The sequence below is a fragment of the Arthrobacter sp. ZGTC131 genome (assembly GCF_002929275.1).
GTDB lineage: Bacteria > Actinomycetota > Actinomycetes > Actinomycetales > Micrococcaceae > Arthrobacter.
Window position 1 is genome coordinate 19751 of record NZ_PJIK01000007.1, and the last position, 13993, is coordinate 33743.

Below are 13993 nucleotides of genomic sequence, written 5' to 3' on the forward strand. Positions count from 1 at the left end.
GTTCCAATGAGCTCATCAACAATCGTGGCTGGAGCGCGCCCAAAAAAGGGGGAGGAAACTGCCTATAAGCGGGCAAGCGTAGCCGCACTGCCAGGCGGTGCGTTTTTCGAAGGCCGTTGGCAGACAGCCGACAGGATTCTGGAGGTCCGGGATCCGGAGGACGGTGTCCTCCTAGGCAATATATGTGAATCGTCGGCACAGGATGTGCGCCGGGCTGTCGCCTACCTTCATCGCCACCTCCAGGACGACAGCTGGCCCCTCCGGGAGCGTCGTGAAGCTTTGGAACGCGCGGCAGGGCTCCTTGCAGGGCAGTCGGTGCGGTTCGCGGAGATCATTGCCGCAGAGAGCAGCAAAACCATCACCGAGGCCGAACGTGAAGTTCGCCGATCCATTGAAACCCTGCGTCTATCGGCTGCTGCCTCAAGCGAGCTCACCGGCGAGACCCTCGCTTTTGAGGACAGCATGGCCGGAGCGAACAAGATCGGCTGGTACAACCGCAAGCCGGTGGGAATCGTCGCCGCCATTACGCCCTTCAATGACCCGCTGAATCTCGTGGCACACAAGCTTGGCCCAGCACTCATCGGAGGCAACGGCGTCGTACTTAAACCCTCAGGCCGCACGCCGCTCACCGGGCTGGCATTCATCCAGCTGTTGCTGGAGGCCGGGGTTCCGGCTGGTCGCCTTGCCGCGATTGTTTCCGGTCCGGGGGTGTCCGAGGCGATCGTGACCGACCCGCAGGTGGACCTCATCTCATTCACCGGTGGACCGAAGACCGCGGACCGCATCGCTGTCGCCGCGGGCGCCAAAAAGATCCTCTCGGAACTGGGCGGCAACAACGCCACGATAGTTTGCGCGGACGCCGAACCGGCCAAGGCTGCTGAGGCGATCGTTGCAGGAGCCTTCGGCGTGGCCGGCCAGAACTGCCTGTCCGTCCAGCGCGTCTACGTCCACATTTCCCTGTTCGACGAGGTCCTGGAGCGCGTGATCACCGGAACCAAGGCGCTCCGCGTCGGGGCGAAATTTGATCGCGGCACGGACGTCGGCCCGCTCATTACTGAGGCGGAGGCACGGAGGGTAGAGGAATGGGTGGACGAGGCCAGGAACGCAGGGGCCACCGTCCACGTGGGCGGGCAGCGCCGCAAGACCTTCTACCTGCCCACGGTCCTCGCTGACGTGCCGTCAGACTGCCGCGTGATCCGGGAGGAAGTGTTCGGACCGGTGGTCAGCATCATGCCGTTCATCCAGATCTCGGACGCAATCCACGCAGCGAATGACTCCGAATACGGACTCCAAGCCGGTGTCTTCACCGAATCCATCGGCATGGCCTTGGCAATTGCCGACAAGCTGCAGGTAGGGGCCGTGGTGATCAACGAGACCAGCGACGTCCGGATCGATTCGATGCCCTTCGGCGGCTTCAAAAAATCCGGCGTGGGGCGTGAAGGCGTCAAGCATGCCGTCCGTGAGATGACCGAACCCAAGAGCACCATCATCAAACTGGCCGAGCCAGCCGCCCGTTGGCAGCAACTGGCGGGCACCTCAGAACGGAATGCATCATGACTACCCACAAAATCGCGGTCATCGCGGGCGACGGCATCGGCAAGGAAGTTGTCCCGGCGGCCATCGAATGCCTTGAACGAATCGCACAGATCCATTCACTGAACTTGCAGTTCACTTATTTCGACTGGGGATCGGACTACTACGCCCAGCACGGGCGCATGATGCCCGTTGACGGCCTCGACCAGTTGGCGGAGCACGAGGCCATCTTCTTGGGCGCCGTGGGTTCCCCGGCCGTGCCCGATGCTGAATCGCTTTGGGGTCTCCTGATCCCCATCCGGCGCGAATTCCAGCAGTACATTAACCTTCGTCCGGTGAAAACGCTCGACGGCGTGAAGTCGCCTCTTGCGTCCAAGGAACGGATCGATATTCTCATCGTGCGTGAAAACAACGAGGGGGAGTACTCGGAAGTGGGCGGCCGGGCTTACCGCGGGCTGCCCCACGAGACCGCTGTACAGGAAACCATCTTCACGCGACTGGGCGTATCGAGGGCCGCGCACTATGCCGCATCGCTCGCATCATCCCGCAAGGGCCACCTGACCTCGGCCACTAAGAGTAACGGCATCATCCACACCATGCCGTTCTGGGACGAAGTGGTGGAGGAAACAACCCGCCTCTACCCGGGCGTGACGCTCACCAGTGAACTGGTAGATGCGTTGGCCGCGCATCTGGTCCTGAAACCCTGGACCCTTGATGTGATCGTTGCCTCCAACCTGCTCGGAGACATCCTTTCGGATCTGGGCAGTTCCGTCACGGGCTCCATCGGCGTAGCCCCGAGCGCCAATCTGAATCCCGAAGGCGATTTCCCGTCCCTCTTCGAACCCGTCCACGGATCGGCTCCGGACATTGCAGGCAAGGGACTGGCAAACCCGGTGGGCCAGATGTGGTCCGGAGCAATGATGCTCCAGCACCTCGGCCACCCCGAGGCTGCTGAGCACCTGCAGTTGGCGTTCGAGTCCGCCCTCCGGGAAGGCCTAGGCACCCGCGACGTCGGAGGACCGTCATCGACGTCCGAATTCACTGCCGCTGTCCTGGCTGCGATTGACGGCCTTGAGGCGATTCATGTCTTTGCCGCGCTCTGTGGGATCGATGCAAGCGCGGCAGGCAAGTCGGCGGCGGCACCGGCGTCGTGATGGCGGTCTCGGAACGCGAGCGGCCCGTCGTCGCCGTTCTGTACCGGGAGGCGTTGCCGCCCCGGCTGGAGGAAATCGGGGAGCTGGCCGAGGTCCGCCTCACCAAGGCTGACGGGCTCGCTGAGGCGATGGATGGCGCGGATGTCCTGTACCAGTGGCATTCGTTCTCCCCGGCGCTGAAGGAAAACTGGGATGCGGCATCGTCCCTGAAGTGGGTGCACGTATCAGCTGCAGGCGTCAGCCAGCTGCTGTTCGATGACCTGATCCACAGCGATGTCGTTTACACGAATTCACGCGGCGTCTTGAGCCGTGCGATCGCCGAATTCGCGCTGGGTTTCGTGCTGGATATGGCGAAGGATGCCCAGGGTTCGCTGCGGCTGCAGACGCAGCAGCGGTGGCAGCACAGGGTCACCCGGAAGATCCAGGGCCAACGTGTGTTGGTGGTGGGGACCGGGTCCATCGGACGCGAGATCGCCGGCCTGTTCCGTGCCGTGGGCCTGCAGGTGAGCGGTGCCGGGCGCAGCAGGCGCCCCGGGGACGAGTATTTCGAAGAGATTCACTCTTCCCAGGACCTGGCGGGGATCGTCCAGGACTTTGACTACCTTGTGCTGGCCGCACCGCTTACCGATGAGACCAAGGGACTCGTGGACGCGGCGTCCTTTCCGCCATGAAGCCCACCGCTCACCTCATCAATGTGGGGCGCGGGGAGCTGATCCGGACCCGGGCGCTGGTAGAGGCCCTGACGTCGGGATCCATTGCCGGTGCGGCGCTCGATGTTGTCCACCCAGAGCCGCTGCCCGCGGGACATCCGTTGTGGAGTATGGAGAATGTCATTCTCACCCCCCACATGAGCGGCGACTCCGAAGATTACCTCGACGATCTCGGGAAGCTGTTCGTGGCGAACCTCAAGCGGTACAACCACGGCGAACCGCTGCAGAACATCGTGAACAAAACCCTCGGTTTCGTCCCGAGTCCCGCTGCTACCCTGGCAGACCCGGAATCGGGACAACAGCGTGCGATAAGGGAAAGCAAGGTAGAAGCATGACTGCCCTCGAAACGGACGTCGTAGTCGTCGGAGTTGGCTCGGTAGGAAGCATGGTGAGTTGGCAGCTCGCCTCCCGTGGTCTGCGGGTCACTGGAGTAGACAGGTTTTCGATCCCCGGCCCCTTCTCTGCCTACGCTGGGGAATCGCGCATTTTCCGCAAGGTATACGTGGAAGGAGGGCATTACACACCCCTCTTGCAGAGGGCACAGGATCTGTGGCGTGATCTGGAGAAAGTCAGCGGGACCCGGCTGCTCAACACTACGGGCGCTGTCACGATATATGACGAGCACAACCCGCGCTTGGCATCGCTCATTGCAGCCGCGCAAGAGCCTGGCCTCGACTGCGAGCTTCTACGGGGCGAAGAGGCCAGAACGAAGTATCCCGAACATGTGATCAGGGACACGGATGTCACGGTCTTTGACCCTGAGGGAGGCTACTTGAATTCAGAGAGGGCCGTGACGGCCGCCCTGGTGGAGGCCGCACGGCTCGGTGCTAAGTTCTTGGGAAACCGGAAAGCGCACAGCGTCGAGACGTACGGTGACCGGTACATCGTCCGGACCGATCAAGAAGAGATCATTGCCTCCCGGGTGATCATCTCGCAGGGCAACGGTGCGGGAGCAGTTTGCAAGGAACTCGGTGTTCACCTTTCCGTTCTGCCGCAGATCCTGACATGGTTCCCCGCTGTGGACCCATCAGGATTCTCCAGACAAGACGTGCCGGTTTTCCTCAGGAGGGCGGAGGAAGACGGAAGGTCGGATCAAGCCCGGTTCTACGGGTTCCCGAGCGCCGACGGTTGGACGGTGAAAGTCGTGGGGAGCGTTTATATGGACGAAGTCGAGTCCATGGAGAAGCCTCCTACTTGGGACCCTAAGTATTTGGACCCCATCCGGGCATGGATCCGGGAATTCATTCCGGGTCTAATTCCGGACCCGGTGAGGGTTGCCGTTTGTGCGGACGGCCATTTACCAGACGAGACCGGGCTGTTGGGGGCGGTGCCCGGAATGGAAGGCGTCGTCGCGGCGGTCGGCTTCTCCGGCCACGGCTTCAAGATGGCCTCTGCACTGGGAGCTATTGCCGCCGACCTGGTGCTGGACGGAACAACTGCCACCGACGTAAGTTTCATGAACCCTTCCAGGTTCCTCGGACCGGACTCGCGACTCACGTCATTGGCACTGAGCACTAATGATTGAAAATCCAGCCGGATCGTCGACGTGAACCGATCAGCGAAGGCACCTTGGTTGCCAACAAACCGACCACGACTCAGCCACCCGTCGTCTCTTGGACGCTCCCCCCATCGGCGCCATCTCATCAATGGCGCTCAATCCGCGGGCCAGGGTGACCATTTCCACACCCAATAAGCCTGCCAGGATTGCTGGCAGGCTTATTGAATTATCCGGAACTCTGCCTGGTTTTTACGTCCGTTCCCTAGCGAAAGCTGCAGGCTGCGAAGGCCCAAGCTGATCGTCGACCGCAGACGTATTTTCCAACACTTTTTGGCTGATTCGAGAACGCCGATAATTGATCTTCCCTCACCTGCTGAGGGTCCGGCATTCCCCTGCTTCCTGGCGGCGCTGCCGGAACTGGTGGAACGGCAATCGTCAGGTCGTGGTCGTAGCGTGGTCCTGTCGCTCAAGCAAGCGGGACAGGGCGTAGCCGATGAGAACGCCCCAGAATGCGGCATGGATGTTGAAGAGATCCAGGCCGGAGATCGTGACGACGAAAGTCACCAGGGCTCCCAGCGTGAAGTTTGTGGCGAAGGCGGTAACGAAGGCCTGTTGGAGGGCACGCAGCATCGCGATTCCTCCCAGGGCCAGGACGAAAGCTTCGGGGGTGGCCAGCATGAGTCGGGTGAGGGTGGGGGCCAGCAAAGCGCAAAGCAGGGACAGAAGTCCGTAGACCACCGCGGCCGTGTAGTGGCGCTTTTTCTCTCCGGAGGCGGTAAGAAGGGCGTTGGTAGGTCCAGTGACGCAGGCGGAGACCGCGCCGAGTATGGCATTGAGCAGGGAGAAGACGCCGGAGCTTATCGCGAAGACATTGATCGGAGGCTGGTGTCCTGCGGCCCGGAGCACAGCCGCGCCTTGTCCGTTCTGTACCACCAGGACCGTGAGTGCCAGCGGGATCACCAGTTCCAGTTGGGCGGCCCACGTGAACGCGGGGGCAGTGAACACGGGCAAGGCCAGGATCGGTCCGCCCTGGGACATCGCGAATCGGCCACTGAGCACGACGGCGACGACGCCTGCCACCAAAGTGCCGAGTACCGGAGGGAGGCGTTTGCCTAGGGAAGGCACTGCGGTGAGTACAAGGAACGCCACCACCATGGGTGCCGCCACTGCGGGGTCGGCCCGCGTGGAGGAGACGATGTCCGTCCCGAACCGTAGGAACACGGCAGCAACCATTGCCATGACGATAGGCACGGGAATCGCGGCCATGATCGGACGCACCACTCCGGAACAACCAAGTGCGAGAATCAGCACACCGGCGGAGAAGAACGCCCCTACCACTTCAGGAAACGACAGATGCTGCAGCGACGGCCCCAACAGCACGGTCCCCGGGATGGACCATGCGAAGCCCAACGGCTGGCGATAGATCAGTGACATGACCAGGGTGGCCGCGCCGGCTGAGAGGAAAATGGCGAAGACCCACGACGCGAGCTGGGCCTCCGTCAGTCCGCCGAGCGAGCCGACGGTAAGAGTGACCGCTACCGGCCCGGATGCGGAGAAAGCCAGACCGACGACCCCATTCGAGGCGTAGTGTGGGCCGATGTCCCGCAGGATGTCCCGCATGCCAGCCGGACGGAGCATGGGCCGTTCGAAGCGTGGTTGGGTTCCATGGACCGGGCCGGGTCGTGGTCCGGTGGCCACCGACGCGGCCCTTTGGAAGCGGGGCATGATGTCTCCTGAGCGATGTCGGAGGTGGGATTCTGGTGACCACAAAGGCCGCCGCAGTGGATGTATGGATGCCTCAGCGGATGGAGTTGGGATGCTTGGCCAACGGTGTGACGGTGATTTTCATGAAGGGGTACATCGGGAAGCTGCTCAGGATCTGGTGCAGCTCGTCGTTGGATCCGACGTCGAACACCGAATAGTTCGCATATTCGCCGACCACTCGCCAGATGGAGGCAAGGCGGCCTTCCTGTTGCAGGGCCTGGGAATACTCCTTCTCCAACCCCTGCATGCGGGTGACGTCCTCAGTGGAGAGGTGCGCTGGGAATTGCACGTCCATGCGGGCCAAAAACAACATTTTTTCTCCTTGACGGTCGGGCTAGGACAGGCGGTAGGTCGCGAGTTTGTCCTCGTCGATCTCTGCTCCGACCCCCGGCAGATCGCGCACGGCGATCGTGCCGTCGATTATGCGAAGCGGATCGGACAGCAGGTCGTCGGCCATATCGAGGAAGTTCGACAGTTCCCCTGCCCGGCGGCTCGTGGCCTCGTGGGCGGCGCCGAAGGTGACGGTGGCCAGCGAGCCGATCTGGGTGTCGATCTGGTTGCCCATGGTCACATCCACGCCGAGCCCGGTGCACAGCCCCAGTATCTCGGTGGCCTCGGTGAAGCCGGAACGGGCGGTCTTGATGCAGATGGCATTGCAGCCGCCGGAAAGCAGCTCCCGGGACGCGTCCCCGGCCGTGGGGACGGATTCATCGCCCACCACCGGTATTGGCGATTTGTCGACCAGCCGGCGGCGGCTCAGCGCTTCCTTGGCGTCACACGGTTCCTCGAGCATGGTCAGCCCAAGTCCCTCAGTCCTCCGGAGCACCTCGAGGGCTTCGTTCGCGGTCCAGCCGCGGTTCGCGTCAAGGTATATCTCCACGTCTTCGCCCAGTCCCTCGCGCAGCACGTGGCAGGCCTCCACGTCAAGTGAGAGCGGCCGCCGGCCCACTTTCAGCTTGAAGGTGGTGATGCCGTATTGCTCGCCGAAACGCAGGGCCTCGTCGAGGAGTTCCTGCGCCGGCCGGAAGCCGAGCATGTGGCTGACCCGCATTCGGTCGGTAAACCCACCCAGTAGCTTGTGCACCGGAGTTCGGAGCGTTTTGCCGATCGCGTCCCACACCGCGATGTCTACGGCGCCCTTGGCCACCTGGTTGTGAATGGTCCGGCGCATTACTGCATGGATCTGCTCCCGGTCCATAATCTCGAGGCCGATCAGCTGTGGGGCGAAGGTCCTCTCGATGATCGTCCCGATGGACTCTTGTGTCTCGCCGTAGGTATAAGGACGGGGAGGGGCGTCTGCAACTCCTACGACGCCGTCGTCCGTGTACACACGCACAAGAACGTGGTCAGCGTTTGCCACCTCGCCGCTGGCGAACTTCAGGGGGTGTGTGTACGGGATAGAGTACGGGATCACTTCGATCCGCTCGATCTTCAACGGCTCGGTTCCTTTCGGTAGTGCCAGGCAGTCCAGTAGTGCTGGGAAGAACGGTGCCCCAGGGCTCATTTCCCTGGGGCACCTCATTGGACGGAAGCTATGAACCCGGCCACGTCACGGGAGTTCCTACTTGGACTGTCCCACTTTGGCGAGGACGTAGTCATATGAGGCTTCTTCGCCGGCAGCGCCGTCTGTACGCGGTGTGGTGTTGAGCATCAGCTCCGGCTTGACAGCCGAAGCAATGTCGTCCGCATTGTGCGGGTCACCGGGGAAGTAAAGCTGCTGGGTTACAGACTGATAGCCGGGCGCTGAGACCTTGATGTGAATATGGGCCGGGCGCCAGGCATGCCAGCCCGCAGCACTGATCAGCTGCCCACAGGCCCCGTCAGTGGGAATCTGGTAGGGAGCCGGGCGCATGGTGTGAAGGACGAATTGTCCGTTGCTGTCGGCCTGCACGTTGGCGCGGAACAGCCAGTCCGGCAGGCCCGGGGCGTACTGGGAGTAGAAGCCCGCCGCGTCCGCATGCCAAATCTCAAGCTGTGCACCCTGGATCGGGTTGCCGTCGGTGTCGGTGAACCGGCCGCTGAACTGCAGCGGAACACCAGCTTCGTCATCACGCATCTCAAGCGTGGCGGGGGAATCCAGCACAGGCGAGTTCGGGACGTAATAGGGTCCCTCGATGGTCCCTTTCGTACCTGGCCGGTCCTGGGAGTTGACATCCTCCACGGTGTGCTCAAGCCACACGTCGAGGAATAGCGGCCACTCGCCATCGTTGCCCACCTTGATCAGCCAGGCTTTCAGGGCGTTGTACTCCTCGTAGGTGACTTCGTGTTCGACGACGATGTCGTTAGCGGCTTTGATGAGGGCGCCGGCGAGCAAGCTAACGCGCTCCTTGGGAACCCCCGTTCCTGCGAGCTTGCCCGAAGCGGCGAAGCGCTCGGTCGCCTTCGAACCGGCCTCCACAGCGGTACCCTCATTTTCCTGGCGGGTGTCCAACTGATTCTCAGTCATAGTGATCTCCACACTCCTAGATGCATCGGGAACGGATATGAGCCCGTCCCCCGAAACGCGCCGGCCGCAGGCCGTGCACCCACAGGTTCGCCGGCTTCACGTGACGTCCATCTCATGCTAGTCAGCCGATAAGGACGAAACAATGACTGATATTGCCGTGATTATGTCTTCAAACATACATAAAAACACCCTTGGTCCGTACTAGGGTTTTGCCTGATGTGAGCGTGGTCACCTTGCAGCAAACTTGGTGGGACACATTCATTCCGCCCGAGGGGTTGAAAACGGGGCCGCACAGTCGCTGCCCGCCCACCCTCACCCTCTCCAAAGAAGGAGCACACCATGACCGAGAATCTGACACGTGTCCGTGAAGTCCTGGCAGACGCCGTCGTCGACGATCGGGAGAACGGCGTCATCCGGGCGAAGCGTGAAATCTTCACCGACCAGGAAATCTTTGAATTGGAGATGAAGCACATCTTCGAGGGCAACTGGGTTTACTTGGCCCATGAATCTCAGATTCCCAACGTGGGGGACTACTTCACCACGTACATCGGCCGTACTCCCGTTGTCCTTACCCGGGACAAGGACGAGAAGATCAACTGCATTGTCAACGCCTGCTCCCATCGTGGCGCCATGCTGTGTAGGCGCAAGACGGACAACAGGACTACTTTCACATGTCCTTTCCACGGCTGGACATTCAAGAACTCCGGAGAGCTCCTTAAGGTCAAGGACTCCCGGAATGCCGGATACCCCGAGACCTTCAACAAGGAAGGCTCACACGACCTCACCAAGGTAGCCCGCTTCGACTCCTACCGGGGCTTCCTGTTCGGCTCATTGAACGCTGACGTCCTCCCGCTGGAGGAACACCTGGGCGATGCCACCAAGGTCATCGATTCGATTGTGGACCAGTCCCCGGACGGACTCGAAGTCCTGCGGGGGGCTTCCACCTACACCTATGACGGCAATTGGAAGGTCCAGGCGGAAAACGGCGCCGACGGCTACCACGTCACTGCCGTGCACTGGAACTACGCCGCGACGACTGCCCGCCGCACCGCCGGTGATTCCGCCAACAAGACCAAGGCCATGGACGCCGGCAAGTGGGGCAAGGTTAAAGGCGGCTTCTATTCCTACGATCACGGGCACCTGCTGCTGTGGCAGGAGTGGACCAACCCCGAGGACCGTCCCTTGTGGGACCGACGCGACGAGCTTGTCGAAAAGTACGGCGAAGAGATGGCAAACTTCATGATCAACATCTCACGCAACCTGTGCCTGTACCCGAACGTGTACATCATGGACCAGTTCTCCTCGCAGATCCGTCACTTCCGTCCCATCTCAGCGGACCAGACCGAGGTGACGATCTACTGCATCGCGCCAAAGGGTGAATCCCAGGAAAACCGCTCAAAGCGCATCCGCCAGTACGAGGACTTCTTCAACGCCACAGGCATGGCCACGCCGGACGACCTCGAGGAGTTCCGGTCCTGCAATAAGACCTACTGGGCCACGTCCGCGCCGTGGAACGACATGACGCGGGGCTCCACTCACGAGATTGCCGGTCCTGACGAGCAGGCCACAGCGCTGGGCATGACGCGGGTAATCGCCTCGGGAGTGCGCACCGAAGACGAGGGGCTCTACCCGATCCAGCACGGGTACTGGAAGGAAGTCATGGACAAAGCCCTCGCGGAGGCGGAACCCGTTGCCCAGGAATCCGTTCCGGTCACGGCCTAATCGAGATCCGATCCCCACAGAGAGTGCTGAAACCAATGGCCAACCTGATTAACTCCGTGACTGCGCTCAAGAGCGCCGATGAAATCGCAACCCTCGAGACTGTTCGCGCCTTCCTTTACCGCGAAGCCCGGCTACTGGACGACCGCCAGTTCGACGAGTGGCTCCAGTGCTACCACCCGGACTCCGAGTACTGGATGCCGGCGTGGGATGTCGACGACCGGCTCACGGTGGACCCCCAGAACGAGATCTCGCTCATCTATTACGACAACCGTGGTGGCATCGAGGACCGGGTCTTCCGGATCAAGACGGACCGCTCGTCCGCTACCTCCCTCCCTGAGCCGCGCACCGGGCACAACATCACGGATGTTGAAGTCCTGGAGCACGACGGCGGCCAGGTCAAGGTCCGCTTCAACTGGTTCACCCTGTACTTCCGGTACAACACCACCGACACCTATTTCGGCACGAGCTTCTACACGATCGACCTCTCCGGGGAGCAGCCGGTGATCCTGAAAAAGAAGGTTGTACTGAAGAACGACTACATCCACCACGTGGTGGACGTCTACATGGTCTGACGGCATCCCGGCACCTGTACGGCGCGGCAGCAGCCGCGCCGTACAGGATCGGCCCGCCGCGTCAGCAGCTGCGCCGTACAGGATCGGCCCGCCGCCACATCTGCTCGCAAGAGAATAACCGCACTAACTTTCCGGGGGTTGCGAGGACGCGACCCCCAACCAGGAGGAATCATGGGCCATCAGGTAGCCCTCAGTTTCGAAGATGGCGTCACCAAAGTCATCAAAGTCGGCGACTACGAGACCGTCATGGACGCCGCGTACAAGGCGCGCATCAACATCCCCTCAGACTGTCGGGATGGCGCCTGCGGCACGTGCAAGGCGTTTTGCGACTCCGGCTCTTTCGACCCAGGCGACTATATCGACGACGCAATGACCGAAGAGGAGCTTGAGAAGGGCTACCTCCTCACCTGCCAGGCCGTTCCGGAATCGGACCTCGCCATCCAGATCCCGGCAACCTCCGAATCCGCGAAAACCTCAGCCGTCACTTTCACTTCCACGCTGAAGGAACTCGACAAGCACTCGGAGTCCACCATCTCCTTCGCTCTGGAAGTGCAGAACCGGGAAGCCCTGGCTTTCCTGCCCGGCCAGTACGTCAACATCAAGGTCCCGGGCACCGACGCGGAGCGCTCATACTCGTTCAGCAACGGCCCCGAAGGGATGGACGCGTCCTTCATGGTGCGCATAACGCCGCAGGGCGCGATGTCCGAGTACCTGCGTGACCGCGCGGCAGTAGGGGACACCATTGAATTCACCGGCCCTTACGGTTCCTTCTTCCTTCGCGAGCCCAAGCGCCCCCTGCTCCTGCTGGCAGGCGGCACCGGCCTTGCCCCGCTCCTGTCAATTCTGGAGAAATTGTCCGAGAACCCACCGGCCACGCCGGTCCATCTGATTTATGGCGTCTCCCGTGAAGCCGACATCGTGGGACTCGACTGGCTGCGCACCTACGAAGCTAAGTTGCCGACCTTCACCTGGGACTACATCGCCTCAGAGCCAGGGACTTCCGCACCGCATACGGGCTACGTCACGCAGATCATCCAGCAGTCTCACCTCAACGATGGCGACGTCGATATCTACCTTTGCGGACCGCCGCCCATGGTCAATGCCGTCTCCAAGTGGCTGGACACCGAGGACATCCAGCCAGCCAACTTCTATTTCGAGCGTTTCGCCCCCAAGGAGACCACCGGCGGGGACGCCGAGACGGGTGCGCCGGCCCCCGTGGAGAAGCTGGAGACGGCAGGAGACATCATCAGCCGCGTGGAAGCCATTTCGTCCTTGGAGACCGGCCGGCTCGAGTTCAGGAAGGAGGACAGTTTCGCCCACCTGGACGCGCGCATGGGCCTTGAACTTGCCGTGACCGAGCTGATGTTGGACCGCCTTAGCAAGGAGCAGTTGCACCAGTTCCGTCGCCTTGCCGAAGCGACCACCCGTGCGGTGGACGCTGGAAGGGTCCTTGACCCGGAAGAGTATGTCAGGACCAATGAAGAGTTCCACGAGTACCTGTTCATGATCTCCGACAATCCCATGCTGCTGGAGTCCTACCGTCGGCTCGACGTCCACGCCCAAATGGCAGCCACTTTTGCAGAGGGCACGCATATCTTTGAGCGGGTCGCCCAGGACCACCTGGATGTCGTGGACGCGTTTGAGCGCGGCGACAAGGAGCGGGCCCGGGAAGTCATCATGGCTCACGCCCGCGATGCAAAGGGCACCATGGCCGAAGCGATCAACGCCACGGACAAGGGTTTCTGAGGGTGGCGGCGTACTCAGGACAGTTCATCACGCCCGGCCGCTTCGCCGGCAAAGTGGCAGTGGTCACCGGCGCGGCCCAGGGAATCGGGCAGAAGGTCGCGGAGAGGATCGGGGCCGAAGGAGGCTCGGTGGTCCTGGTTGACCGCGCCGACATTGTGCAGGACGTTGCCAAGGGTATCCAGGAAGCCGCCCAGGAGTCTGGCTGCGGCGGGTCAGCCAGCTCCGTCACGGCGGACCTGGAAAGCTTCACCGGAGCAGAACAGGCAGTGAACGCGGCCTTGGCCCTCCACGGCAGGGTTGACGTGCTCATCAATAACGTGGGAGGAACAATTTGGGCCCGCCCCTTCGAAGAATACGACGAGGAGAAGATTGAGCGGGAGATCCGCCGTTCGTTGTTCCCCACCCTGTGGTCCTGCCGCGCCGTCCTCCCGGCGATGCTCGCACAGGACTCGGGCACCATCGTCAACGTCTCCTCAGTGGCCACCCGCGGAATGCACCGCGTCCCCTACGCCGCAGCGAAGGGCGGTGTCAACGCCCTCACCCAGTCCCTGGCCATGGAGGTTGCCGGGCGCGGCATCCGCGTGGTTGCTACCGCCCCCGGAGGCACGGAAGCCCCGCCACGAAAGGTCAAGCGCGGACCGGAAGCCGAGTCAACCACCGAAAAGGCGTGGTACCAGACCATTGTGGACCAGACCGTTGAATCATCCTTTTTGAAGCGGTACGGCACACTGGACGAACAGGCAGCGCCCATCGTATTCCTCGCCTCCGACGAAGCATCCTATGTCACTGGCAGCATCCTTCCGGTGGCAGGCGGAGACCTGGGCTGAACCCGCTGTGACTGAAAACCG

At 62.0% G+C, this 13993-nt stretch carries 11 protein-coding genes and 1 pseudogene; 8 read left to right on the forward strand and 4 right to left on the reverse strand.

Translation table 11 applies throughout. The annotated features are described in order from the left end of the window. Positions 1–6 precede the first annotated feature (6 nt). The 4 genes and pseudogenes from CXQ90_RS10400 to solA all read left to right on the forward strand — a co-directional run bounded on the left by CXQ90_RS10400 (position 7) and on the right by solA (position 4922). A complete protein-coding gene (locus tag CXQ90_RS10400) occupies positions 7–1557 on the forward strand; it encodes an aldehyde dehydrogenase family protein (RefSeq protein WP_104138966.1) in 1551 nt (516 codons plus the stop codon). After that, entirely contained in the window at positions 1554–2687 is a 1134-nt protein-coding gene (locus tag CXQ90_RS10405) for a tartrate dehydrogenase (protein ID WP_104138967.1), read from the forward strand. The genes CXQ90_RS10400 and CXQ90_RS10405 overlap by 4 nt, the downstream gene beginning before the upstream one ends. A 347-nt stretch (positions 2688–3034) precedes the next feature. After that, positions 3035–3732 (forward strand): annotated as a pseudogene (locus tag CXQ90_RS10410) (D-2-hydroxyacid dehydrogenase). Next, entirely contained in the window at positions 3729–4922 is a 1194-nt protein-coding gene (solA, locus tag CXQ90_RS10415; protein ID WP_104138969.1) for an N-methyl-L-tryptophan oxidase, read from the forward strand. The pseudogene CXQ90_RS10410 and the gene solA overlap by 4 nt, the downstream one beginning before the upstream one ends. A 408-nt stretch (positions 4923–5330) precedes the next feature. Here the strand turns inward: solA and CXQ90_RS10420 are convergent, their stop codons facing one another. The 4 genes from CXQ90_RS10420 to catA form a co-directional block, all read right to left on the reverse strand. Further along, positions 5331–6620: a benzoate/H(+) symporter BenE family transporter gene (locus CXQ90_RS10420; RefSeq protein ID WP_104138970.1), complete on the reverse strand. Its 1290-nt coding sequence runs from the start codon at positions 6618–6620 to the stop codon at positions 5331–5333. 73 nt (positions 6621–6693) lie between these two features. Further along, positions 6694–6972, reverse strand: a complete 279-nt coding sequence (catC, locus tag CXQ90_RS10425; RefSeq protein ID WP_104138972.1) for a muconolactone Delta-isomerase — start codon at positions 6970–6972, stop codon at positions 6694–6696. A 21-nt stretch (positions 6973–6993) separates the two neighbouring features. Then, complete coding sequence (locus CXQ90_RS10430; protein WP_104138973.1) at positions 6994–8094, reverse strand: mandelate racemase/muconate lactonizing enzyme family protein; 1101 nt, start codon at positions 8092–8094, stop codon at positions 6994–6996. 126 nt (positions 8095–8220) lie between these two features. Then, positions 8221–9105 carry a catechol 1,2-dioxygenase gene (gene catA / locus CXQ90_RS10435; RefSeq protein WP_181038517.1) on the reverse strand — a complete coding sequence of 295 codons (885 nt, stop codon included), beginning with the start codon at positions 9103–9105 and terminating at the stop codon, positions 8221–8223. A gap of 339 nt (positions 9106–9444) precedes the next feature. Between catA and benA the strand changes: the two genes are divergently transcribed. From benA to benD, 4 genes are all read left to right on the forward strand, one after another. Further along, complete coding sequence (benA, locus tag CXQ90_RS10440; RefSeq protein WP_104138976.1) at positions 9445–10827, forward strand: benzoate 1,2-dioxygenase large subunit; 1383 nt, start codon at positions 9445–9447, stop codon at positions 10825–10827. Positions 10828–10862: 35 nt separating this feature from the next. Further along, positions 10863–11399: a benzoate 1,2-dioxygenase small subunit gene (benB, locus tag CXQ90_RS10445; RefSeq protein ID WP_104138978.1), complete on the forward strand. Its 537-nt coding sequence runs from the start codon at positions 10863–10865 to the stop codon at positions 11397–11399. Between the two features lie 171 nt (positions 11400–11570). Next, positions 11571–13145, forward strand: coding sequence for a benzoate 1,2-dioxygenase electron transfer component BenC (gene benC / locus CXQ90_RS10450; protein ID WP_104138980.1), 1575 nt, complete (start codon positions 11571–11573; stop codon positions 13143–13145). A 2-nt stretch (positions 13146–13147) separates the two neighbouring features. Continuing rightward, positions 13148–13972, forward strand: a complete 825-nt coding sequence (gene benD, locus CXQ90_RS10455; protein ID WP_104138981.1) for a benzoate diol dehydrogenase BenD — start codon at positions 13148–13150, stop codon at positions 13970–13972. Positions 13973–13993: the final 21 nt, after the last annotated feature.

Bases quoted from the DNA above. Each gene is read 5' to 3' on its own strand.
- catA (WP_181038517.1), bottom strand. From the start codon at position 9,105: ATGACTGAGAATCAGTTGGACACCCGCCAGGAAAATGAGGGTACCGCT.
- benA (WP_104138976.1), top strand. From the start codon at position 9,445: ATGACCGAGAATCTGACACGTGTCCGTGAAGTCCTGGCAGACGCCGTC.
- benB (WP_104138978.1), top strand. From the start codon at position 10,863: ATGGCCAACCTGATTAACTCCGTGACTGCGCTCAAGAGCGCCGATGAA.
- CXQ90_RS10405 (WP_104138967.1), top strand. From the start codon at position 1,554: ATGACTACCCACAAAATCGCGGTCATCGCGGGCGACGGCATCGGCAAG.
- CXQ90_RS10400 (WP_104138966.1), top strand. From the start codon at position 7: ATGAGCTCATCAACAATCGTGGCTGGAGCGCGCCCAAAAAAGGGGGAG.
- CXQ90_RS10420 (WP_104138970.1), bottom strand. From the start codon at position 6,620: ATGCCCCGCTTCCAAAGGGCCGCGTCGGTGGCCACCGGACCACGACCC.
- catC (WP_104138972.1), bottom strand. From the start codon at position 6,972: ATGTTGTTTTTGGCCCGCATGGACGTGCAATTCCCAGCGCACCTCTCC.
- solA (WP_104138969.1), top strand. From the start codon at position 3,729: ATGACTGCCCTCGAAACGGACGTCGTAGTCGTCGGAGTTGGCTCGGTA.
- benC (WP_104138980.1), top strand. From the start codon at position 11,571: ATGGGCCATCAGGTAGCCCTCAGTTTCGAAGATGGCGTCACCAAAGTC.